Raw genomic sequence first — 22,311 nt, 5'->3', positions numbered from 1 at the left:
CTTTTTGTTTTTAATTTATTCTAAATATACGTTGAAAATCCCAATCTATTCTTGTTTCCTGTTGCATTTAAATAGAACTGTTGACTATCTTTTGGCAAATAAAAACCTTGTAAATAGCTTTTTTAAATTTCATAATTTTTTATCTGAAAAAGATGGGATTAGAGAGATAAAAGCTAAAGTAACAGGTCTGCAAAACACCATTCAGAAACTGGAATCTCTTAGTCATAATGCAGTGGAAGAATCAATAGACTTGAATTTGTATGATTTCATTTCAGGTGATTTAAAAACTACTTTTTCTTCAACTCAACAGGCACTTATATCTAGTCATAAAGAGCTTTCTGGATTAGATAAAATTTATTCAGACATTTCTAAATCCAGAAATGATTTAATAGAGGAACTTACAGAACTAAGAGAAGCTGGAGTTTCTAGTGGCGAATGTATTTTATGTGGATATGACTGGAAAAACATTGAAGCATTCCTTCTTCAAATCGAAAATAAATCTGAACAAATCAAGGAGATCAACTCTGATAAAAACAATCGTCTTCAGGAAACATTTACAAAATTTAAATCTGAAACAATTAAACAAATAATAGAACTGATAAATACTCATATTATTTCTATTAATTATAATAAAGAATTTGCTACACAGTTACTTGATTTGGAAGACAATCATTTTAATGATTTGATAAAAGTTCTTACTATTCTTGAAATTGATTATTCAAAATATCTAAGTAGCGAACAGATACTAGATGTATCTGACAAATTAGAACTATTTAAAAGCGAAATCTCCATTCTAAAAGACACGAGTAATACAGAATTAGTAGAAACGTATTTTTTAGAATATTTTCGAGAATATTTCAACAATGAAGATAGTCAATCTGATTCTGTGACTGTTGAACAAATTGAAGCGAAGAAAAAATACTTATCTCACAAATTATCATTAAGTCAAAATCAAATTTTACAGAGTAAGTCGGCACAATTACTAGAAGTGACAAAAAAGAGAGACACAGCAAGAGAAGTTTCTCAAAAATTTAATAAATTAAAAGGAACATATAATTCATCCTTAAAATCTTATCAGAAAAAAATAATAAAAGACATAGAAACAGTATTCCATATCTATTCAGGCAGGATTATGCAATCTTTTCAGGGTGGAATAGGTCTATTTATCTTTTCCGAAAAAGAAGGAATACGTTTCCAAACTGGATCAAAAAAAACCTATGATGCTGTCTTTACTATGAGCTCTGGACAATTGTCAGCATTAATTATTTCTTTCACTCTAGCACTTCACAAAAAGTATTCTCAAAACAAATTAATTTTGATAGACGATCCTGTTCAAACCATGGATGAATTAAATCTTTACGGGTTTATTGATTTACTAAGAAATGAATTCAATGATAATCAAGTTATTATGTCTACTCACGAAGACATGATGTCAGCATTTATGAGGTACAAATTCAAAAATTACAATCTATCAGAACAACGTATTAATTTAAAGGAACTAGCAACTGGATAATTACAGCAATAAAAGGTTTTAATATATCTTCTTCACCATGAAAGAAATCGATCTCTATTCCGAAGCAAAACCGCGCTATTATCAGCTCATCCCAAATCGGGAGGATGGGCTGATACTTCTTGCATTATACCAAAAATACCAAAAGCAGGAATTTACTGAAGACCAAATCATACAAATCATCAATAAAGTACTTAGCGACCTGCGAGGAACCAACATAAGAGATGAAGGCAACCGAAACAACAACATCATCCTACGTTTGCAAGAATTTTTTCTGTGGCGTGATAGGAAAAGAAAAGTATATGGCTTTAAAAACTATGGAGAAGAATTTTGCCAAAAAGTCTTTACACGACTGTCTGAAAGCTATCACCCTGCCAAAATAGAACGCCTATTCAAAAACCTGCTAGACACCCTAAAAACAAGTCTTGAAAAAAATCCTCCCGAAGTGCTGTTCTGGATGAGCGACCATTTCAACAGCCGAAGTACCGAATTGGCCCAGCAAATTGAAATCCTTGACCAGCAGGTAAGCGAATCGGTAGACGATTTCCGTTTTCAGATCAAACAACCACAGGCCAACATCTTGCAAGTAATCGAAACCATCAGCACAGGTTTAGACCACATCAAAAAGCACGTACACGAACTGACCACTGGATTTCAGATTACTTACGACATAGATGACATCGTACAGGACATGCTCAAGAACGCCGCCAACTTTGAGCTTCTCGACAGCATTAACCATGTACTAAAATACAACGAAAACGTACGCAATCATTTAGACCAGGTAAGCACACGTATCGACAAAATAAAGCCCCGCATACGGGAATTTATCTTCGAATTTAACCAACGGGAACTCGATAGAAAAACAGACGATTTTCTCCATTATCTGCTAGACAATGCCACCTATGTCCGAGAGAACAACCAGCCCAAAAGATTAATTTTTCCCGAAGAAATTGAATCCTTTAGCATCAGGATTCCAGAATCCGTGCCACGTTTCTATATTTTGACTGAAAGAGACTTTGCCAGAAAAGCACCCCTCCCGCCTGCTGTAAGGTCAATAGATGTAGAACAGACTAAGGAAATGATGGCCAAAAACATAGAAAAGCTTGAAATAAAAAAAAGGATACAATATTGGGCAACAGAAGCCCTAAACCAGATAGACAAAGAAGGAAAACTCAATTTTTCGCCCTTCTTTTTCAACATCCTCAACCACGAACAGCACAACCTGAACATAGCCGTAAGAACAGCTCAAAGGCTGGTAAAACAATGCAATAGCTGGCAATATGAAATCACGGTAGACCAAAACGAATATCACGATCCAAACTATCAAAATCTTTCATTATGGAATATGACGATACTGAAAAAGACCTAAACGCACGTTATGCTTTTATGTTAGACAAAGCAGCTAAAAACACATTCGCTAAGTTAGATTATCTTCTAAAATCGGGAATGCACATACAACGGGACTTTCCAAAACCTGCTTCTATGTATGCTTTTTTGGATAAGCATTACCGAAGCCTACAGGCCTACTATGATGATTTCTTTGAAATGCTCCTCAAGAAAGAAGGTGAAGGATGAGCCACCTACTTCTATATCGACTTTCATGAAGGCTCAAGAGGCAAAATCCCTACCGACAACCAATACCGATCGTACCTCAAATCGGAATACATCCTTATTGGCCTTATCTTTTTCAAAATCTATAAACTGGACGGCAATATCGAGCTCGCTAAAATATCCGATTTCATTAACCTCCTCTATCAGGAATACGATGAACTGCTCAACAAGATGCAGCGTGTCGTATCAACTATTGAAATTGACGCAGGATCAGACCTGAATGAAGAGAAACTAAAAAATCTGGTATATAAAGCCTTTGCCGAATTTGAGCAGCTGGGCTGGATTGCCAGAGACACAAACGACAGCGACTACTTTACCTACCAACCCTAGTTTGAAAGACTAAGAAGAATATACTACCCGCAGATAGAAACGATCGATGAAATCATAAAACGAAAAGAACATGGCTAAATTTCAACCCAAGATCTACAGTTTATCGACCCTCAACATCAGGCAGCACTTTAACAGCGACTACCGATTTAATGACTTCCGTACCGATTTTAGTGGCGAAAGCGGTAGTGGAAAGATCCTTATTGCCGACTTTATCCAACTGCTTTTAGTGGGCTCCCGTGTATTCAAATCGGGAACAGAAGGCGTAAGCAATAGGGATACAAGCGGTCTTGTCCTAAAAAATGGCGGTGGCAAATACGGGCGTGGATATATTTTCATCAACATCGAAATACAATCCCGCAAGTACATTACCTTGGGAGGCTATCTGGACACTACCAGTTCCCAGATGCAGTTTTTCATCATACAGGCTGGCTACGATTTTGACGAAACGCTCCTACCCATGAATGAGCCCGTATTCTACAAAGACCTGCTACTCGATGGACAAATCGAAACGCTGGAAAATCTGGAAAAAAGATTTTCGGAAAAAGGCTACCTCAAAGGAGTAAACAATAAAAAATACCACCACCTCTTTTTAACAACGGTATACTCGCCGTAGACCTTAGCCAAAACCACCAAAGCCTGAAAAGCTATGCCGCAATTATACGAGCCTTCTCCAGAGGAAAGGGCTTCTTTACCGATTCAGACGTTCTCAAAACATTCCTATTTGGAGACAGCGACCACAAACAGCTTGTTGACAAATACCGAGAAGAAGTACAAAACATTAATGTAGACCAGCAACAGCACCACCGCCTAATGGAAGAAATAGCCACCATTAGAAGCAAGGAGCAAAAAATAGAACAGGTGTTGCATGTATTCAACACCTGCAGTCAGCTGAAGAAACAATTCAGTCTGGAAAACGTCAGCTTCTGGTATCGTGAAAACGAGCTTATTGCTGGAAAACTTGCACAATCCGCACAAGATTACCAAATCACTCTGATCAAAAGGCTCTTGACCAAAAAGAAATTGACCAATGTTAAACTAACCGACATCAAAGACCAGCATAAAATCCATTCGGAATTAAAAAAAAACAACAAAAATACAGAGCAGGAAAAAGAAGGATTCGAAATAGAATGGCAACAAGCCAAAAAACTGCTGGATGAAAGCACCAAATACAAAGACAGCATAAATAAGGTAACAAGCTGGCTTGCCGAAGACCGAGAAGATGCAGATGCCATCAGACAATGGCATAAGGATGAACGCTCTAAAGTAACAGACACAGATAACCTAAAAGCATTCGAAAAGTTCCTTACAGAAAACAAACTGCAGCAGCAATTTGAACAATCAGATTGGCACAATGACTATGCAACCGCAGGAAAAATGACATCGCAAAAATTGACGGATTTTGAAGAAAAGATCAGCAAGCTGGAAACACAACTTGTTTTTTCGGATTTGGACAATCCAGCGTCACTGGCCCATTGGGCAATAAAGCACCTCGATTTGCCTCTTGCGATTGAGCAAGAAAGCCTGCTCATACATTTTCAACACCTATCGCGAACAACGCCCAATCCGCCAAAAGAACGCTACCTCCCCTTTCCCAAAAAACTATTCAAAGAACCGCTTACTTTCAAAGCAAACGACAATGGATTTTGGCTGGAATTAAACGGCATCCACGAATTTATAAGCAATGTATCCAAACAATATCTCAACGTACCTGCTGACCAGATCAAACTCGGTAGAGAACCACTCGAAGCCTTAAACCAAAAGCTTCAAGACCTAAAACAACAAGAACAAAATCTAAAAAATCTAAAAGAAAAACTGGAAAGCTATCCCGCATTAGAAAATGTAATTTCCCTTTACAAAACCAGTGAGGAGGAACTGTTTACCAAAATCGACGAAATTGCAGAACTTACAACTACAGAACTGGAAAGATACCTATCCATTTTTCAAGATGCCGAACAACATCTAACAAACTATAAAAACCGTAACGACGCCCATAATAAGGCTTTTGCCAAGGATAGCAACAGCCAGCAGCTGAACAGTGGCAATCAGGAAAAAATTGACCAGATTGAAAGCTATATGGCCAAACAATATGGTTCAATCGACTTTGACCATTTGACAAAGACTGGAGAAAGCCAGCTTCTTCATTTTGAGACAGATTTAGAAAATCTTCTAACTACCGAAAAAATAGCTCTTCCAAAAATTCATAAAATAGAAGATGACATGTTTAAATCCAATCCGCCCATCAATACGCTTTACGAAATGCATAACACCATTGATACGGAACACACAGGAACTAAAACGCGATTTGAACAGTACCAAAACAACCACAATGCGAGTATTTTAAAACTCAATGAAGCAAAAATAAAATTTGCAGGAGAACACCAATGTGATTTTATCGCCGAGCAGGATTTGATCAAAATAGAACAACAGCCTGCAGAAACACCGAGCACGGATGCCTACAGCAAGTTCAAAGCCACTTACGACGCCGCGTCTGAAGAAATAGAAGACAAGACCATCTTAAAAGACTATTCAGTAGGTGTGCTCGCCAACAAGTTATTGCCAACCGTTTTCCCTACGCAACAAATACAAGAAGAACTTACTGGTGAACAGATTGAAAAGAGACTTACCGAACTTACGAACGATTTGCAACGTATTGGCTCCAGAAAAATAGAAATTCTACACAACACTTTTAAAGAGTTAAATACAATCTATAACGGATACCTGACCAAAGTCCATAAAATAAGCGACTACTTGTCAAAAAATAAGATTACAGGAGCAAATTATGCGACACTACAACATGCGCCGGCTACTGGATATCCCGACGATTGGATGAAGGTTTTCAGAAAAAGACTTACTAACGAAATGCAGGAGACAGGTCTGTTTGCAATAAATAACAAACAAGACATTGATGACATCATGATTAGTGTATTCCGCGAAGCAAACGGAACAAGAGAAGCTACCGTAAACGACCTGCTCAACCCACGCTCCTATTTTGATCTCCTTTTTGAAATCAAGCAAGACGGACAAAAAAACTCAGGAAGCAATGGACAAACCTATACCGCTAATGCACTGCTCTGCCTTGCCAGGCTATCGCTTATAGAAGAAGAAGACCGCACTGGAATACGAATTATGCCGATTGATGAAGCGGAAGATTTGGGAAGCAACTACGAAATGCTGCATAAACTAGCAAAAAAGGAACAGTACCAAATCGTTACCATGTCCATCGAAACTGCAGGCGACATTAATGACGAAGGACAATATATCTATATCATGCACGACAATAAAGATGCTAATGGCTTGACCTATGTGCCACCATTAGGCATATTTAACAGAGGACAATTAACAGAAAATATCAATGAAATCTTTGAAGAAACTACAGAGTAAGGATTTTACATGGCCCGTATTAAAAGCGTTAAATGATCTGTATGAAAAAAAGAAATCAACAGCAAAAATTCAGCAGGTAGATTATATCCGTTACTTAATGACACAAACTGACCTGATTGCCCAAAAAAAAGGCAATAGCAATGTTCTGGTTGCAGGCGAAGGTTATGAAGAATATTACGAAGCCAATTTTCAATCCGCTTACCAATACTATTACAACTTTCTTAATAAGGTAGGCATTCGACCAGACGGTGGTAAAAATTTCACCGAAGAAGATATCCGTACCTTGATGGTCATATACGAAAGCAGAAACGAGCTCAGAGGTAACCTCGCAAACATAGAGGACTTTTCAGGCAAAATTTTCGACTATGCAGGCTCAAAATATTTGAAATTTAAAGACAGCGTTCGCAACGCAGTACTGAAAATACTGGAAATAGATGCATTCCCGCAAACGTCAAAAGATTTACAGTACAGACTAGTTGTTGATTACCCCACCCCAAAAGCCATTATACTCTGTGAAAATAAATCCTTCCTCAAACAGCCGTGGAACGCTAAAGAACTAGAAGTGAAGCTATGGCATGTAGGCGGAAACAACATTGCAATTTTAGACGATAATGATGAAATGGAACTAGCATACCCCATTTATTACAGTTGCGACTGGGATTTTCATGGATTGGAAATATTCCAACGCATAAAGAGCAAACTAAAAAACCGAGACGTTGAAATCAAAATCCTGACGCCTCCATTCCCACACCAATACCTTCCATCAGATTCCTTTAAACACAATAGCAGATGGAACTACAAAGTTCCTTTCTCTGGGTTAGATAAAAAGGTATTCTCATCCAAAGAACAAGAAATAATAACCAAACTCATTAAAGAAGATCTATGGATTGAGGAAGAAACGAATGTATTAAAGGATATGTATTATTATAATGTTATTTAACTCCAAAAATCACTTATAACATAGGAAAAAACATATTTTTTTGCCGATAACTGCAAGTATAAAAATGTAAAAAAGGTTTAATTATTCATTACTGATAATTGTGAGATTCTTTCTAAATCTTCCACCAAATGTTTCGATATATCTTCGGTTATGGGTCCAAGACCAGACATCAATTTATAAAAAATGCATATTTGTTTAAGACTTTTATTTAAAGTTGTTTGATGACCACAATTTGAGTATGAAACTACAGCCCCCTATAAAAAATAAACCCTTGAATATCAGCGTATTCAAGGGTTTTGTTGTGGTCCCACCTGGGCTCGAACCAGGGACAACCTGATTATGAGTCAGGGACTCTAACCAGCTGAGCTATAGGACCGCATAAAATTGGTTAGATTTTGTGTGTGCAAAAATAGCAAAATTTCTTTATCTACAAAACATTTAAGGGTTTTTCTTGACATAATTCTACCAAGACACCATTGGTGGATTTGGGGTGGAGGAAGACAACTAATTTGTTATCAGCACCTTGTTTGGGTTCTTCGGAGATGAAAATAAATCCTTCTTTTTTCAATCTTTCTATCTCGGTTTGGATATTTTCTACACCAAACGCGATATGATGGATTCCTTCCCCTTTTTTATCGAGGAATTTGGCAATGGGACTTTCGGGATTTGTGGCTTCCAGAAGTTCTATTTTGCTTTCTCCAAGTTCGTAAAAAGAGGTGGTGACGCCTTCTCTCTCTACAGATTCTTGTTTGTAATTTGATCTACCCAAAAGGCGGGCAAACAGATCATCTGAATCCGAAAGAGATTTCACAGCGATGCCAAGGTGTTCTATTTTCATGATTGTATGGTTGAATTCTGAAAAAATATTTGTCTAAATAAAAATTTAATTGACAAAATTTGATTGGATGAAAAAATCCCTAGCCCCGATAGTAGTGGAAATCCTTTTTTGCGTGGACTTCCCTATCTTTTAAGATAACTAAGCGTGATGCAAAAAAGATTGCAACGGATAGCGGGATCAAGCTCCAAAAAAAACTTTGTCAAAGAACTGTAGTGAACAGAACTTTGACAAAGCATATTTTTATTTGATTAAGAATTAAATCCTTCGATGATCTTTGCAAAGTCTTCTATCTTAAGGGCTGCGCCGCCGATCAAACCTCCGTCAACGTCTGGTTGGGAGAAGATCTCTTTGGCGTTGTCTGGCTTCACACTTCCACCGTAAAGGATGGAAATTTCATCCGCAACTTCTTTCCCGTACTTGTCAGCGATCAGGCTTCTGATGTAGGCATGAACTTCCTGCGCTTGCTCCGCAGTGGCTGTTTCGCCGGTTCCAATCGCCCAAACTGGTTCATAAGCAATCACTACTTTTTTGATCTCCTCAGCGGATAAAGTGAAAAGAGCGGTTTCGGTTTGGTTTTTCACCACTTCGAAATGTCTTCCGGACTTTCTCTCTTCCAACTTTTCACCGTTGCAATAGATTGGCGTAAGGCCTTTGTCCAAAAGAGCCTTTACCTTTCTGTTGGCGTGGCTGTCGGTTTCGCCGTGGAAAGTTCTTCTCTCGGAGTGCGACACCAAACTTCCGTCTGCATCGATAGAAGCCAGCATATCCACAGAGATCTCGCCTGTGTAAGCGCCACTCGCATATTCTGAAACGTCCTGAGCGTAAACACCCACTTCCCCATTTTTGAAGACTTCCTTAGCAGCAGCAAGATACAATGCTGGCGGTGCGATGAAAACCTCGCAGTTCGTCGTGTTATTTTTTTTGTACTCTAACAGCTGAGCCATCAATTCCTGAGCTTCAGCATACGTCTTGTTCATTTTCCAGTTTCCTGCAACAATGTTTTTTCTCATTTTATATTATTTTATATTCCAAAGGTTTTTTAGAAGGATGTAAAATTTGTGCTCGTCATCAGTCACTTTATTATCAGCTTTGATAAGTGATTTTGCAAATTGGATGAAGTCTTTTCTTTCTTTTTCGGTAGAATCTTCTTCGAAACATTTGGCGTGAAACTCGAAGTGGTCTTGCCATTGGTCAGACGTCAATTGCGCGATGATCTCCAACTCGTCGTCCAGATTGAGACGGAACGGAAATTCCTCTGTCATGTATTCCTGAACTTTAAGTCCTTCTTCTGGTTTTATGATTCCATCTACGGCGGACAAGATCATCAATAGATGATAACCTGCGATTGGTTTATTTGATTTTCTCATTATATAAATTATTCTTTTTCTAGGTAATCTTTGGCACTTGATTTCTCAACCACTTTTCCTTTTTCCAAAACTAAAACAAAAGGATTGCTTCTAGCAATGGTTTTGATGGCGATCTCATCCATCAAATAACTAGGGATCTGTTTGTAGAAATTGGGTTGTGTGCTCACACCGATCACTTTGGCTTTTTCTGTCAAGGCCTTCGTTTCGGTTTTTTTGACTAATTCCAAGTCTGCTTCTTTCGGTTTGTAGGTGAAGACTATGACAACTCTTTGTTCTTTTAGTATCTCGTCTGTTATTGGATTTCCGTTAGCATCTTCAATTTTGAATTTTGAAATTTCGGATTCATAACCTTTCTTCGTTAGCTCCGTAGTTGTTTTTCCTTCTTCGATCTGCCAAGAGGTATCTTTCCAATATTCTTTATTGATATATTCATCCTGGTCTACTTTTTTGACCTCGTTGGTTTTACTGTTCTTCAACGAATAAAAACTCTTATACTCAGAAGGATCTTTAGCGATCTTTACTTTCTCAGCCGCCAGATCTGTCCCGATGGCGTACGCACGGAAATCTATCATTGGCTCGTGGAAAATGCCTCGGTACATCACGAAAAACATGATCAAAATGAAAACGCCCAACAGCGGTAATTTTCCAAATCTCACTTCCTCATTCTCTTCTCTCTCTCTATATAGAACTGCCAGGATTATTAATAAAACTAAAAGTGTAATGTCTTTCCAGAACGATTGCCAAGGCGTGAATTTCAAAGCATCTCCGAAACAGCCACAATCTGTCACCACATCAAAATAAGCTGAATAAAACGTCAAAAATCCAAAGAAAACACAAAGTGCGATCAAAGCATAAATCGTTTCTTTCAGTTTGATTTTCATTAATAACATAAAACCTAAAATAAGCTCCAGCAAAACCACAATGATTGAAAATGTCAAAGCGTATTTTTCGAGGAAAGGCAAATCAAAAACGATAGGCGAAAAGTACTCTTCCAACTTGAAAGAAAATCCCTTGAGGTCCACTGCTTTCACAAATCCGGAAGCGATGAATATGATGGATACGATGTAGCGTAAAATTGTTTTCATAGTTTTTTCAGCTATTAATGTTTAAATTTAATCAAACAAAAGACCGCATAATTGAGCATATCAAAATAATTGGCATCCAATCCTTCTGATACTAGAGTTGCTCCATTGTTATCTTCTATCTGTTTGGTTCTAAGTACTTTTTGATAGATCAGATCCGTGATGGATGAGATTCTCATTTCACGCCAAGCTTCACCGTAATCGTGGTTTTTGCGTTCCATCAGTTCCTTTGCTTTTTGAGCGTAGAAATTGTAAAGTTTCATGGTTTCTTCCTCATCAGCATTGATCTCATCAGAAAAACCTTTCTCCAACTGGATCAACCCGATGATCGAATAATTGATGATTGCGATAAACTCGTCCTCCTCACTTTCGTCCACCATTTTCACATCGGTCATCTGCAGAGTACGGATTCTATTGACTTTGATGTAGATCTGGTCCGTGATAGAACTTGGACGTAGAACGCGCCACGCGGTTCCATAATCCTTCATCTTTTTCTGAAATAAGTCTCTGCAAATCGTGATAACGCTGTCAAATTGCGCGGATGTATTGGGCATAAATCTGTCTATTGGTTCAAAGATACAAATTTAGTTGAAAGTTAAAAATTGATGCTTCTCAGTTTTTGATTTTCCTGGGTCAATTATCACTCACCACTTATCATTGAAATATCTATTTTTGTTCAATGAATTTTTCTTTTACTAATTCCGCTAATTCCAAATTATTTTCTATCAATTGCAACGGCCGATTGATTGATCTGTCGAAGCCGAAACTAATGGGAATCCTGAATCTGACTCCAGATTCTTTTTCTGACGGTGGGAAATTTAACAATGAAAAATCAGCTTTACAACAAGCTGAAAATTTATTAAAAAACGGGGCAACAATTATTGATATTGGCGCGCAATCTACCCGACCAAATTCCGAATATTTGAAAGTGGATGAGGAGATCAGAAGAATTGGAAACATTATTTCATTGATTAAAAAAGAATTTCCGGAAAGTTTGATTTCGCTTGACACTTTTTATTCTGATGTTGTGAGATTTGGTCATGATGAAGGAATTGATATCGTGAATGACATTTCTGCTGGACAATTTGATCCTGAATTATTAAATACGGTTGCAGAAACAGGTTTGCCTTATATATTAATGCACATCAATCCAACTTATGGATCAATGCATGAGAAAATTAGGTTTGATGACATCATCCTCTCGATCAATCGATTTTTCTCTGAGAAAATATTGGAATTAAAACAAAAGGGGATCAAAGACATTATATTGGATCCTGGTTTCGGTTTCGGAAAAACAGTGGAAGATCAGTACAAAATGATCGATGAATTTGAATATGTAGGATTTGGAAAATATCCAGTTTTGGCAGGGATCTCTAAGAAATCATTCATCTACAAGCCACTTGGAAAATTGGCAAATGAAGTCGAAAAAGAAACATTGGACCTGCATTTAAAACTAATAGAAAAAGGCGCAAACATTATCCGATTGCACGACCCACAAACCCTGAAGCTCTGAATATGAGAAAAGTTTACTTATTCATTAGGAAAATTTTAAAAAGGTCTTTTGACAACATCAGAAATGAGCGCTTGAAAGAAAACCTGCTTCAGGCCGTTCCTTTTTGGATTGGCTCTATCATTACAGGAATTGTTGCAGTTTTGTACGCCCAGATCTTCGCATTGGGCGAACATACATTAAATAGAATTCTAAACTGGAATCTGTGGATGATCTTCATCATAGCACCAGTGGGCTTTGTACTTTCCTGGTGGCTGGTCAAAAAATACGCCCCTTATGCCAAAGGTAGCGGAATCCCGCAAGTGATGGCTGCGGTAGACCTTGCAAATCCTAAAGACAATCATCTTATTCATAAATTGTTGAGTTTACGGATCATCATTATCAAGATAGTCTCAAGTTTTGTTTTAGTTTCCAGTGGTGGCGCGATAGGGCGAGAAGGGCCAACGATACAGATTGCAGGCTCTATTTTCCGAAAGGTCTATGAGTTCTTACCAGCATGGTGGCCAAAGATTTCGAAGAAAAACATGATACTTACCGGAGCTGCAGCTGGTCTCTCTGCAGCTTTCAACACACCTTTGGGCGGAATAGTTTTCGCTGTGGAGGAATTATCAAAAACCCATATCAATTATTTCAAAACAGCTTTGTTCACGGCAGTTATTATCGCCGGACTCACCGCTCAGTCTCTTGCGGGATCTTATCTCTATCTCGCTTATCCGAAAACGAATGACGTCACGTTATGGATCATGTTTCCAATAATTTTCGTTTCAGGGATCTCGGGAATCCTTAGCAGTCAGCTTTCTGTTGCCATGTTGAAGATCAATAGGTTGAAGAAAAAACTTAAAAGTGACCTCTCCAATATTATTTTCCTCGTTATTTCCGCATTGATCATAGCTTCCATCGCGTTCTTTATCAATAGGGATATTCTCGGTTCAGGAAAAGACATCATAGAAAGAGTTCTTTTCAGTGATGATAAGATCGAGGCCTGGTATGTTCCAATACTAAGAATGTTGGGGCCAGCTTTAGCTTTCACATCTGGTGGCGCAGGCGGCATCTTTGCTCCTGCATTATCGACTGGTGCAACGATAGGAAGTGTATTTGCAGGCATTATGAATCTGACGGACAATGAAACCAATGTATTGATCCTTGCGGGAATGGTCGCCTTTCTCACAGGAATTACGAGAGCGCCATTCACCTCTGCTATTTTGGTCTTGGAAATGACGGACAGACATTCATTGATATTTCATCTGATGCTAGCCGGCATGATGTCCTCGATCTTCTCTGTTCTGATAAGCCGAAATTCTCTTTACGAATCACTCAAAACGAATTTCATTAATGACATAATAAAACACAAATAGATTCGTATTAAATATTTTTTTCAATAAATAAGTGTTAAAATCGCAAATATTTAACGTTTGTTTGGTTTTTTTTTATAATTTTGAAATGAACCAAAAAATTTTATGTCTTATGAAAAAAAATCTACTAAGATTAGTGCTACTTTCAATCCCCGTTTTCGGGTTTTCGCAAAGTAACGTTTTGCTCTCGGAAGACTTTCAAAGTGGAAGCTTGCCAGCTTCTTGGACAGTCAATCAATCAAATGCAGTTGAGACTTGGCATGTCGAAGATCCTCTTGCAGGGACAGACTTGAAGGCAACTGTGAATTATGATGAATCCACAGCCGCTCAAGATGAGTGGCTCATAACGCCAAGTCTTGATTTCAGCGCCAGTACAACCTACACCCTGACAGCCACTATCGGGCTAAGTTATTATTGGTCTGTAAACCCGGAAGACAACTATGATGCTTTTATCAAAGTCTCTACAGACAATGGTGTCACTTGGACCCAGGTTTGGTCAGAAGTCGACCTAGGAACATTTACCAATTGGGTGATGAATCCTGTAAGTGTAAACTTATCTTCTTACGCAGGAAATGCCAATGTGAAAATTGCTTTCCAATATGTTGGAGCAGATGGAGCCGCTCTATACCTTGACAATGTTAAGGTACAAAAACCAGCAAGCACTGCTCCTGATTGCGCAACTTTAACTGCACCTGCAAATGGCGCAACCAATGTCGCCTACTTTACCAATACACTTACTTGGACAGCACCAGCAGGCGGTAGCTCTTTGGATTCATACGATGTGTACTTAGATAAGAATCCAGACCCGACAACGTTGGTGACAAATGTTACTACAACAAGTTACACAGCTACAAACTTAGACCCATCATCCACTTACTATTGGAAGGTTGTTCCTAAAAATACGGCTGGCTCTGCGACAGGATGTACAGTTTACTCCTTCACGACTACAGCTCCAACATATTGTACAGCCGGTGCAACATCCACTAGTTTTGAAAAAATATCTGCTGTGACATTTGCAGATATCAACAACACTTCTACAACTACTGCAGGTTATGAGGATTTCACAAGTGTAACAGGAAACGTTACAGCAGGCCAGACCTATAACTTCACAGCTACATTCTCAGGTACATCTTTTAACTCTGACCAAGTACTAGTTTGGATAGACCTTAACGGTGATAAGGATTTCAATGATGCTGGAGAACAAGTATTAGTGACTCCAACCCAAATGTCACCTTGGACAGGCTCTATCACTATCCCTGCAACTGCGACTATCGGTTCTACAAGAATGAGAGTGAGACTACACGATTCTTCTTTAGGGGCAAACCTTACGCCTTGTGGTACTTCTTCTTACGGACAAGTTGAGGATTACACCTTGAATATTGGCGCACTAGCTGTTTCTGATGTTTCTAAAAATGGTATCAAAGCATATCCTAACCCAGTGAGAGACATTTATAATATCGAAGCTCAAGGTAAAATCAAAAATGTGAAAGTTTATGATGTTACCGGTAAGCAACTATTCGTAAAAGATATTAATGAAGCTAAATCTCAAATCGATTTCAGCAGATTTAATTCTGGAGTTTACATTGTTACTACTACAATGGAAGATGGCTCCACCACTTCTTCAAAAGTGATCAAGAAATAATTTTTCTTACAAATCAAATTTAATCCCGTCATAATTTGACGGGATTTTTTTTATACTGAGTGTTTGTAGTTTAGAAAAAAGTTGTACTTTTGCAACTCGAATTTTTAATTAATAAATTAACATTATGAACAATTACGAAACTGTTTTCATTTTAACTCCCGTTCTATCTGATGCTCAGGTGGAGGAAGCAGTGAAAAAATTTGAAGATCTATTGACTTCAAACAATTGCGAAATCGTTGCCAAAGAAAATTGGGGACTTAAGAAATTAGCTTATCCTATTCAATTGAAAAAGAATGGTTTTTACACACTGATCGAATTCAAAGGAGAAGGAACTGTAGTTGCAGACCTAGAAACTGCTTTCAAACGTGATGAGAGAGTGATTCGTTACCTAACGACTAAACTTGACAAACACGCTATCGATTATGCAGTAACAAGAAGAAGCAAAATCAAATCTGCTAAAGCTTAATTATTAACCTTTTAAAATTTTAAAATCATGGCAATAGATGATATGGCAAAACAAGCCTCTGCTGGAGGTGAATCTGAAGTAAAATTTCTTACTCCACTTGATATCAACACAAAAACTGATAAAAAGTACTGTAGATTCAAAAAATTTGGAATTAAGCACGTAGATTACAAAGATGCTGACTTCCTTTTACAATTTGTAAACGAACAAGGTAAGATCTTACCAAGAAGATATACAGGAACTTCTCTTAAATATCAGAGAAAAGTATCTGCAGCTATCAAAAGAGCAAGACATCTTTCTTTGATGCCTTACGTAGCAGATCTTTTGAAATAAGACAAAAATAAATAAAGGAAGTAGGTCCGCCTGCTTCTTTTGTTGCTGAATTAATATTAAATTCTAACGAAGTGATGAGAAACCCGGAACATAAAACCCGGAACTCGGAACTCTAAAACGGACAACAACAATGGAAATTATCCTAAAACAAGACGTAGAGAACTTAGGACTTGAGTTCGATACAGTAAATGTAAAACCAGGTTACGCTCGTAACTTTTTACTACCTCAAGGTTTTGCTCTTTTGGCAACACCTAAAAACAAAGCAGCTCTAGAAGCTACTTTGGAATCTAGAAAAGAAGAAGAAGCTAAATTGGTTGCTGCTGCTAACGCTGTAGTTGATCAGTTGAAGAAGACTTCTATCACTATTCCTGCAAAAGTAGGTTCTGGTGACAGATTATTCGGTTCTATCAACAATGCTGACCTTGCTGCTGCTTTAGCAAAAGCTGGTGTAAGTGTTGATAAAAAATACATCAAAATTCCTGGAAACACGATCAAGAGAACTGGTACAGTAACTGCTCTTATCAGACTTCACAGAAATGTTGAGTACAACTTCGATTTCGCTATCGTTTCTGATGCTCCAGTAGAAGCTCCTAAACCGGCTGCTCCAAAAGCTAAAGTTGAAGAAGAAACTCCTTCTGAAGAAGCTTAATCACAAGTTTTCAAAAAACATAAAAAAACCACTTCGATTTTGAAGTGGTTTTTTTTATTAAATCAAGTTGTTTCTAAGATTTCTTCGACTTCCAAGCATTGAAGAATTCTTTTAGCTTCTCCAGGCTATAGCCGCTACCCTCTTCCAAAACTGAACTGTCTTGTGTGTGGATCTGTTTTCCATTCTCATCCAAAATGATGAAAACAGGATAACCAAATTTCTCTCCAGGATTTCCATAGCTGGCAAAAGTCTTTTCATTCTTATTCTCTGGCGACCAGTTCAAGTGGTAATAGATGTAATTGTCGTCCACCAACTTTTTAAGTTCTGGCGTTTGCTGTACATAATTATTGAATCTCAAACACCAGATACACCAGTTGCCACCTGCCTGTATCACAACATTTTTGTGTTCCTTTTTAGCAAGTTTTACAACATTTTGGATATCTATGTTTGCATTAGCTTCAGGATGATAGGGTTTTGGTAACTTGGCAACTTCTTCTCTTGCCGCTTTCTTTTTTGCTTCAAGTTGTTCTTTCGTAAGTGGAGTTTCCGTGGTTTGCGCATTCACGGCATTAAATGCAACAATGCTTCCTACTAAAAACGACTTTATGATTGTTCTTTTCATTTCCAAATAAATATTGATTTTACAACATCAAATTTAAGCAAATATCCCGCCATTTTCAGTATATTTGCCAATAAACACAATAGTTTGAATCAATTTCTATTCAGCATATTATTACTTATTTCAAGATTACCACTGAAAATATTATATGTATTTTCAGATATCATGTTTTTCATTAATTATTATATTGTCGGTTATAGAAAAAAAGAGGTTTTGGAAAACCTGAAAAATTCTTTTCCGGATAAATCTGATCAGGAAATAAAAGACATTTCTAAAAAATTCTTCTCCAATTTTTGTGATTATCTAGCTGAGATGTTAAAAGCTTTTACCATAAGCGAAACAGAGTCTAGAGTAAGAATGCAGCATCTGAACCAAGATCTTTTTCATAAAGCAAAAGCGGAAGGTAAAAATATCATATTACTTTCTGGTCATGTTTTCAATTGGGAATGGTTCAACGCGCTGACAACAATTGTACCTCAGAATCAAAGCTTCCCTGTTTATCGAAAGATGAGTAATATTTTTTGGGAGAAGAAGATCAAAATGATTCGAAATAGGTTCAACAATCAATCTTTGGAAGCTAATGAGGTCATCAAACATATTTTCAGAAATCCTAATGATGGTAACTCTATTTATATGTTTGTCGCCGATCAAACGCCAAATGTGCATTCGGTAAACTTTGGTCTTAATTTTTTGAATCAAAAGACGCCTGCATTTGTTGGCTATGATAAACTTTCTACGAGGATAGATATGGTTTTTATCTACTGTGAGATGAAGAAAGTAAAACGCGGATTTTACCAAGTGAATTACCACAGGATCTATCCTGATGGCGAAAAATTTGTAGAACACGAGGTAGTGAAAAAATTCCATAGATTATTAGAGAACACCATTAATAAAAGGCCAGACAATTGGCTCTGGTCACACAGAAGATGGAAGTACAAAGATTCTATCAAAAACTACGAGGCATAGATGACAGTTGCTATAGCTATACTTAATTGGAATGGAAAAAAATGGCTGGAAAAATTTCTGCCTTCAGTGATTCAATATTCCCAAGAAGCAGAGATTTACGTCATTGATAATGCGTCAACCGACGATTCTATTCAATTTTTAAAATCAAATTTCCCTGAAGTTAAAATCGTTCAGAATCAAAATAATTCGGGTTTTGCTGCAGGTTATAATCAAGGTTTGAAATCCATCAAAGCTGATATTTTTTGTTTATTGAATTCTGATGTGGAAGTCACGGAGAATTGGATCATTCCAATCAAAAAACTATTTTCCGAGAATCAAGATATCGCTGCGATCCAACCAAAAATTCTGGATTACAATCATAAGGATAAATTCGAATTTGCGGGTGCTGGTGGTGGAATGATAGATAATTTGGGTTATCCTTACTGCAGAGGAAGGATTTTCGAAAATATAGAATTTGATAACGGACAATATAACGATGAGACCGAGATTTTCTGGGCTTCAGGTTGTTCATTATTTATACGTTCTGAAGATTTTTGGAATATGAATGGTTTTGATGAGAGATTCTTTGCGCATCAGGAAGAGATCGACCTTTGCTGGCGCTTGAAAAATGCTGGAAGAAAAATCTATTATACCGGAAAATCTACCGTTTATCATGTTGGTGGCGGAACTTTGAAGAAAGAAAATCCGGTGAAAACATATCTCAATTTTAGAAATAATCTATCGATGATGCTGAAGAACCTTCCGTCATCAAAAGTATTTTTCATTCTATTTTTCAGATTACATCTCGATGGATATGCAGCATTTTATTTGGCTTACAAAAACGGATGGCGATTTCTTTGGGCAGTTCTCAAAGCACACGTTTATTTTTACATCCAACTTCCAAAGTCGATTCAACTAAGACAAAAACATCAGATAGATCCGTATTATCAGACCAAATGGTTGATGTTCAAACATTTTTTAGGCTCGAAAAAATAATTATAAATGAACTTCATCGCCTTAGATTTCGAAACTGCGACCCACGAAAAAAACTCAGCTTGCGAATTGGGGATTTGCATCGTGGAAGATGGTGTGATAAAGGAAACCAGATCTTGGCTTATAAAACCACCTTCTTATCCATATTTCAATTATCACAATATTGCAGTCCACGGCATTAATCCTGAGGATGTTCGCAACTCTCCTACTTTTGCAGATATTTGGCACGAAATAGAAAACTTGATGTATGGAAATTTGATGATCGCTCACAACGCATCTTTTGATGCAGGCGTTTTACGTGGTTGCCTCGATCATTATGGATTCTTCACGCCAAAAATAAATTACTTATGCAGCATTGGAGTTGCTAAGAAAGCTTGGAAAAATCTAAAAAGTTATGGATTGAAAAGTCTGGCGGAACAACATCAGATCAACTTCAATCACCACAGGGCAGATGCCGACGCAGAAGTTTGTGCGAAAATTTCGTTATTAAGTTTTGAAAGATTGATGATTTCCAGAAATGACGAGATCAAAGAAGTTTTCAGTAAGAAGATCAAATTTCTGTAAAATCAAGTTTCAGATCTAGTTACTCAACACCTCAGACACCAAATTAAACTTCGGAATTCCTACATTGAAAGTCTCTTTCTCAGGATTTTCAAAAACGTAATGCCCTTCCATATTCCCAACTCCGGATTTCAATATCACATTTGAAAAGTAACTGAATTTTTCACCGCTCTCGATAACTGGTGTCAAGCCAATCACGCCAGCACCTTCAACTTCGGTAAATCCGAATCCAAGATCGTATATCATCCATCTTCTCGAAAGTAATTTGACAGGAATGATCCCAAGATTTTCGATTTCAATATTATAACGGAAAACGAATCGGTTTTCAGAGGGATAACTGTTGAAATTATCATACTCAGTAGTGACTGTCACTTTAATTTCAGAAGTATTTTTTGAGACCATTTTATTAGATTTAATTTTTTGATACAAATATCTCGCCGAACATTTGATTAAAAAAATACAATTTGGTTAAATCCTTATTCTATCTTTAATTTCATTTTATTCAATCGGTTAATTTTCTTAATTTTGTCTAATCTAAAAAAGTAAAAAGAAAGAAATGAATTCCTACAAAAACCCATTGGAAGAGCGCTATTCCAGTGAAGAGATGCTGTTTAATTTTTCCCACAACAACAAGTTCCGCACTTGGAGAAAACTTTGGGTAGCCCTTGCTGAAATCGAAAAAGACCTAGGTCTGGAAATCTCGGACGAGCAGATCGCTGAACTGAAAGCCAATGTTGAAAACATCGATTACGAAATAGCTGCAGAATATGAGAAAAAATTCCGTCATGATGTCATGGCCCACGTTCACACTTATGGTGATGTGGCGCCTTCAGCAAAAGGAATTATCCATTTGGGCGCAACTTCGGCATTTGTAGGAGACAACACTGATTTAATTCAAATCCGTGATGGACTTTTAATTATAAAGAAAAAATTGGTCAATGTGATGAAGAATCTTGCTGATTTTTCAATACAATACAAAGACCTTCCAACTTTAGGCTTCACACATTTCCAACCAGCTCAGTTGACAACCGTTGGAAAAAGAGCAACACTTTGGTTACAGAGTTTGGTTCTTGATATCGAGGAACTTGATTTCTTCTTGGAAACTCTACGTTTCAGAGGTGTAAAAGGAACTACAGGAACTGCTGCAAGTTTTCTTGAACTTTTCGATGGCGATTATTCTAAAGTAAAACATCTCGATAAAGAATTGTCAAAAAGATTCGGTTTCGAAAAAGTTTTCGGCGTTTCAGGTCAAACTTACGACAGAAAAATCGATGCGAAAGTAGTTGCTTTATTAGGAAATATTGCACAATCTGCACATAAATTCACGAACGATTTACGTCTTCTTCAAAATCTTAAAGAAATTGAAGAACCATTCGAGAAAAACCAAATCGGATCATCTGCAATGGCTTACAAACGTAACCCAATGAGAAGCGAAAGAATCGGAGCATTGGCAAAATACGTAATGTCTTTGACGACAAGTTCTGCAATGGTAGCTTCAACACAATGGTTTGAAAGAACATTGGACGATTCTGCAAACAAGAGATTAACAATTCCACAGGCATTTTTAGCCGTTGATGCAATCTTACTGATCTGGAATAACATCATGAATGGAATCGTGGTTTATCCAAACAGGATCAACAAGCATATTATGGAAGAACTTCCTTTTATGGCGACAGAATACATTATTATGGAAGAGGTGAAAGCTGGTGGTGACCGTCAGGAAATCCACGAAGTAATCAGAGTTCATTCTATGGAAGCGTCTAAAAAAGTGAAAGAGGAAGGTAAAGAAAACGACCTTATCGAAAGAATCCTGAATGACGACTCATTAAAGCTAGATAAATCAAAATTAAAAGAAGTTCTTGACCCGAAAAACTTCATCGGTTTTGCACCAATTCAAACGGAGGAATTCATTGCCAATGAAGTTCAGCCAATTTTGGATGTGAACAACGAGTTGATCGGTTTGGAGTCTGACCTCAAAGTATAAAATGATATGCAGTCTTTTGGGCTGCATTTTTTACTTTGTTCAATTAATGTTTGAATAAAGTATTGATCATTGAAATTTAATTTTTTGGGCAGCTTAATCCGCCTTCCACTCCCGCTTTTTGCCTCCACTTCGTTGCGGCAAAAGAGCTCCGTTCAAGTCGGGCTGCAGAGATTCGATGCCAAAATAAATTTCAGAAAAAAT

23 protein-coding genes, 1 tRNA gene and 1 pseudogene are annotated in these 22,311 nt (G+C 37.4%); 17 read left to right on the top strand and 8 right to left on the bottom strand.

The features are described from left to right. Window positions 1–31 precede the first annotated feature (31 nt). From AXA65_RS00410 to AXA65_RS00385, 7 genes and pseudogenes are all read left to right on the top strand, one after another. Window positions 32–1,513, top strand: coding sequence for a hypothetical protein (locus tag AXA65_RS00410; protein ID WP_131797726.1), 1,482 nt, complete (start codon window positions 32–34; stop codon window positions 1,511–1,513). 37 nt (window positions 1,514–1,550) lie between these two features. Beyond that, window positions 1,551–2,879 carry a hypothetical protein gene (locus tag AXA65_RS00405; protein WP_063968161.1) on the top strand — a complete coding sequence of 443 codons (1,329 nt, stop codon included), beginning with the start codon at window positions 1,551–1,553 and terminating at the stop codon, window positions 2,877–2,879. Next, window positions 2,849–3,451 (top strand): annotated as a pseudogene (locus AXA65_RS20510) (chromosome partition protein MukE). Before AXA65_RS00405 ends, AXA65_RS20510 begins: the two are co-directional and overlap by 31 nt. A gap of 226 nt (window positions 3,452–3,677) precedes the next feature. Next, window positions 3,678–4,064 carry a hypothetical protein gene (locus AXA65_RS00395; RefSeq protein WP_131797725.1) on the top strand — a complete coding sequence of 129 codons (387 nt, stop codon included), beginning with the start codon at window positions 3,678–3,680 and terminating at the stop codon, window positions 4,062–4,064. A 33-nt stretch (window positions 4,065–4,097) separates the two neighbouring features. Continuing rightward, the gene (locus AXA65_RS19790; protein ID WP_165596547.1) at window positions 4,098–4,238 is read left to right on the top strand and encodes a hypothetical protein; all 141 of its coding nucleotides are present in this window, start codon (window positions 4,098–4,100) and stop codon (window positions 4,236–4,238) included. A gap of 23 nt (window positions 4,239–4,261) precedes the next feature. Continuing rightward, window positions 4,262–6,832, top strand: coding sequence for a hypothetical protein (locus AXA65_RS00390; RefSeq protein WP_063968158.1), 2,571 nt, complete (start codon window positions 4,262–4,264; stop codon window positions 6,830–6,832). After that, the gene (locus AXA65_RS00385) at window positions 6,804–7,772 is read left to right on the top strand and encodes a hypothetical protein (RefSeq protein ID WP_063968157.1); all 969 of its coding nucleotides are present in this window, start codon (window positions 6,804–6,806) and stop codon (window positions 7,770–7,772) included. The genes AXA65_RS00390 and AXA65_RS00385 overlap by 29 nt, the downstream gene beginning before the upstream one ends. A gap of 302 nt (window positions 7,773–8,074) precedes the next feature. Here the strand turns inward: AXA65_RS00385 and AXA65_RS00380 are convergent. The 6 genes from AXA65_RS00380 to AXA65_RS00355 form a co-directional block, all read right to left on the bottom strand. Further along, window positions 8,075–8,148, bottom strand: a tRNA-Ile gene (locus tag AXA65_RS00380). Window positions 8,149–8,199: 51 nt separating this feature from the next. Then, window positions 8,200–8,610 (bottom strand): methylmalonyl-CoA epimerase, encoded by a 411-nt coding sequence (gene mce, locus AXA65_RS00375; RefSeq protein WP_063968156.1) that lies wholly within the window; start codon window positions 8,608–8,610, stop codon window positions 8,200–8,202. Between the two features lie 248 nt (window positions 8,611–8,858). Continuing rightward, complete coding sequence (gene tpiA / locus AXA65_RS00370) at window positions 8,859–9,620, bottom strand: triose-phosphate isomerase (RefSeq protein ID WP_063968155.1); 762 nt, start codon at window positions 9,618–9,620, stop codon at window positions 8,859–8,861. A gap of 6 nt (window positions 9,621–9,626) precedes the next feature. After that, window positions 9,627–9,977, bottom strand: coding sequence for a TerB family tellurite resistance protein (locus AXA65_RS00365; RefSeq protein ID WP_063968154.1), 351 nt, complete (start codon window positions 9,975–9,977; stop codon window positions 9,627–9,629). Between the two features lie 8 nt (window positions 9,978–9,985). Beyond that, on the bottom strand, window positions 9,986–11,062 hold the full coding sequence (locus tag AXA65_RS00360; protein WP_063968153.1) for a BT_3928 family protein: 1,077 nt from the start codon (window positions 11,060–11,062) through the stop codon (window positions 9,986–9,988). A 14-nt stretch (window positions 11,063–11,076) separates the two neighbouring features. Further along, window positions 11,077–11,613: a DUF1599 domain-containing protein gene (locus AXA65_RS00355; protein WP_063968152.1), complete on the bottom strand. Its 537-nt coding sequence runs from the start codon at window positions 11,611–11,613 to the stop codon at window positions 11,077–11,079. 125 nt (window positions 11,614–11,738) lie between these two features. Here AXA65_RS00355 and folP point away from each other — a divergent pair, with 125 nt between their 5' ends. The 6 genes from folP (at window position 11,739) to rplI (ending at window position 17,008) form a co-directional block, all read left to right on the top strand. Beyond that, entirely contained in the window at window positions 11,739–12,572 is an 834-nt protein-coding gene (gene folP, locus AXA65_RS00350; RefSeq protein ID WP_063968151.1) for a dihydropteroate synthase, read from the top strand. A gap of 2 nt (window positions 12,573–12,574) precedes the next feature. Continuing rightward, window positions 12,575–13,924, top strand: coding sequence for a chloride channel protein (locus tag AXA65_RS00345; RefSeq protein WP_063968150.1), 1,350 nt, complete (start codon window positions 12,575–12,577; stop codon window positions 13,922–13,924). 109 nt (window positions 13,925–14,033) lie between these two features. Continuing rightward, the gene (locus tag AXA65_RS00340) at window positions 14,034–15,563 is read left to right on the top strand and encodes a GEVED domain-containing protein (protein WP_063968149.1); all 1,530 of its coding nucleotides are present in this window, start codon (window positions 14,034–14,036) and stop codon (window positions 15,561–15,563) included. Window positions 15,564–15,687: 124 nt separating this feature from the next. After that, the gene (gene rpsF / locus AXA65_RS00335; RefSeq protein ID WP_028122361.1) at window positions 15,688–16,029 is read left to right on the top strand and encodes a 30S ribosomal protein S6; all 342 of its coding nucleotides are present in this window, start codon (window positions 15,688–15,690) and stop codon (window positions 16,027–16,029) included. Window positions 16,030–16,056: 27 nt separating this feature from the next. Next, window positions 16,057–16,359 carry a 30S ribosomal protein S18 gene (gene rpsR / locus AXA65_RS00330; RefSeq protein ID WP_028122362.1) on the top strand — a complete coding sequence of 101 codons (303 nt, stop codon included), beginning with the start codon at window positions 16,057–16,059 and terminating at the stop codon, window positions 16,357–16,359. 130 nt (window positions 16,360–16,489) lie between these two features. Continuing rightward, the gene (gene rplI, locus AXA65_RS00325; protein WP_063968148.1) at window positions 16,490–17,008 is read left to right on the top strand and encodes a 50S ribosomal protein L9; all 519 of its coding nucleotides are present in this window, start codon (window positions 16,490–16,492) and stop codon (window positions 17,006–17,008) included. Window positions 17,009–17,081: 73 nt separating this feature from the next. Here rplI and AXA65_RS00320 read toward each other — a convergent pair whose 3' ends face one another. Next, window positions 17,082–17,630, bottom strand: a complete 549-nt coding sequence (locus AXA65_RS00320; RefSeq protein ID WP_063968147.1) for a thioredoxin family protein — start codon at window positions 17,628–17,630, stop codon at window positions 17,082–17,084. An 84-nt stretch (window positions 17,631–17,714) separates the two neighbouring features. Between AXA65_RS00320 and AXA65_RS00315 the strand changes: the two genes are divergently transcribed. From AXA65_RS00315 to AXA65_RS00305, 3 genes are read left to right on the top strand one after another with little or no spacing between them, the layout of a single operon-like run. Then, window positions 17,715–18,593, top strand: coding sequence for a lysophospholipid acyltransferase family protein (locus tag AXA65_RS00315; protein WP_063968146.1), 879 nt, complete (start codon window positions 17,715–17,717; stop codon window positions 18,591–18,593). Next, window positions 18,594–19,568 carry a glycosyltransferase family 2 protein gene (locus AXA65_RS00310; protein ID WP_063968145.1) on the top strand — a complete coding sequence of 325 codons (975 nt, stop codon included), beginning with the start codon at window positions 18,594–18,596 and terminating at the stop codon, window positions 19,566–19,568. It begins immediately after the preceding gene. Window positions 19,569–19,574: 6 nt separating this feature from the next. After that, window positions 19,575–20,129, top strand: coding sequence for a 3'-5' exonuclease (locus tag AXA65_RS00305; protein ID WP_063968144.1), 555 nt, complete (start codon window positions 19,575–19,577; stop codon window positions 20,127–20,129). A gap of 15 nt (window positions 20,130–20,144) precedes the next feature. Here the strand turns inward: AXA65_RS00305 and apaG are convergent, their stop codons facing one another. Beyond that, window positions 20,145–20,528, bottom strand: coding sequence for a Co2+/Mg2+ efflux protein ApaG (apaG, locus tag AXA65_RS00300; RefSeq protein ID WP_063968143.1), 384 nt, complete (start codon window positions 20,526–20,528; stop codon window positions 20,145–20,147). 154 nt (window positions 20,529–20,682) lie between these two features. On the opposite strand from apaG, the gene purB reads away from it, so the two are divergent. Then, window positions 20,683–22,110 carry an adenylosuccinate lyase gene (gene purB / locus AXA65_RS00295; RefSeq protein WP_063968142.1) on the top strand — a complete coding sequence of 476 codons (1,428 nt, stop codon included), beginning with the start codon at window positions 20,683–20,685 and terminating at the stop codon, window positions 22,108–22,110. Window positions 22,111–22,311: the final 201 nt, after the last annotated feature.

The organism is Chryseobacterium sp. FP211-J200 (assembly GCF_001643375.1).
In the GTDB taxonomy this organism is placed as follows: domain Bacteria; phylum Bacteroidota; class Bacteroidia; order Flavobacteriales; family Weeksellaceae; genus Epilithonimonas; species Epilithonimonas ginsengisoli.
Note: the sequence above shows the minus strand (reverse complement) of the source record. Positions and strands in the feature narration are given on the sequence as shown.

Coding starts and splice junctions, on each gene's coding strand:
- AXA65_RS00405 (WP_063968161.1), top strand. CDS start 1,551: ATGAAAGAAATCGATCTCTATTCCGAAGCAAAACCGCGCTATTATCAG.
- AXA65_RS19790 (WP_165596547.1), top strand. CDS start 4,098: ATGCCGCAATTATACGAGCCTTCTCCAGAGGAAAGGGCTTCTTTACCG.
- AXA65_RS00390 (WP_063968158.1), top strand. CDS start 4,262: ATGGAAGAAATAGCCACCATTAGAAGCAAGGAGCAAAAAATAGAACAG.
- AXA65_RS00385 (WP_063968157.1), top strand. CDS start 6,804: ATGAAATCTTTGAAGAAACTACAGAGTAAGGATTTTACATGGCCCGTA.
- mce (WP_063968156.1), bottom strand. CDS start 8,610: ATGAAAATAGAACACCTTGGCATCGCTGTGAAATCTCTTTCGGATTCA.
- tpiA (WP_063968155.1), bottom strand. CDS start 9,620: ATGAGAAAAAACATTGTTGCAGGAAACTGGAAAATGAACAAGACGTAT.
- AXA65_RS00365 (WP_063968154.1), bottom strand. CDS start 9,977: ATGAGAAAATCAAATAAACCAATCGCAGGTTATCATCTATTGATGATC.
- AXA65_RS00360 (WP_063968153.1), bottom strand. CDS start 11,062: ATGAAAACAATTTTACGCTACATCGTATCCATCATATTCATCGCTTCC.
- AXA65_RS00355 (WP_063968152.1), bottom strand. CDS start 11,613: ATGCCCAATACATCCGCGCAATTTGACAGCGTTATCACGATTTGCAGA.
- folP (WP_063968151.1), top strand. CDS start 11,739: ATGAATTTTTCTTTTACTAATTCCGCTAATTCCAAATTATTTTCTATC.
- AXA65_RS00345 (WP_063968150.1), top strand. CDS start 12,575: ATGAGAAAAGTTTACTTATTCATTAGGAAAATTTTAAAAAGGTCTTTT.
- AXA65_RS00340 (WP_063968149.1), top strand. CDS start 14,034: ATGAAAAAAAATCTACTAAGATTAGTGCTACTTTCAATCCCCGTTTTC.
- rpsF (WP_028122361.1), top strand. CDS start 15,688: ATGAACAATTACGAAACTGTTTTCATTTTAACTCCCGTTCTATCTGAT.
- rpsR (WP_028122362.1), top strand. CDS start 16,057: ATGGCAATAGATGATATGGCAAAACAAGCCTCTGCTGGAGGTGAATCT.
- rplI (WP_063968148.1), top strand. CDS start 16,490: ATGGAAATTATCCTAAAACAAGACGTAGAGAACTTAGGACTTGAGTTC.
- AXA65_RS00320 (WP_063968147.1), bottom strand. CDS start 17,630: ATGAAAAGAACAATCATAAAGTCGTTTTTAGTAGGAAGCATTGTTGCA.
- AXA65_RS00310 (WP_063968145.1), top strand. CDS start 18,594: ATGACAGTTGCTATAGCTATACTTAATTGGAATGGAAAAAAATGGCTG.
- AXA65_RS00305 (WP_063968144.1), top strand. CDS start 19,575: ATGAACTTCATCGCCTTAGATTTCGAAACTGCGACCCACGAAAAAAAC.
- apaG (WP_063968143.1), bottom strand. CDS start 20,528: ATGGTCTCAAAAAATACTTCTGAAATTAAAGTGACAGTCACTACTGAG.
- purB (WP_063968142.1), top strand. CDS start 20,683: ATGAATTCCTACAAAAACCCATTGGAAGAGCGCTATTCCAGTGAAGAG.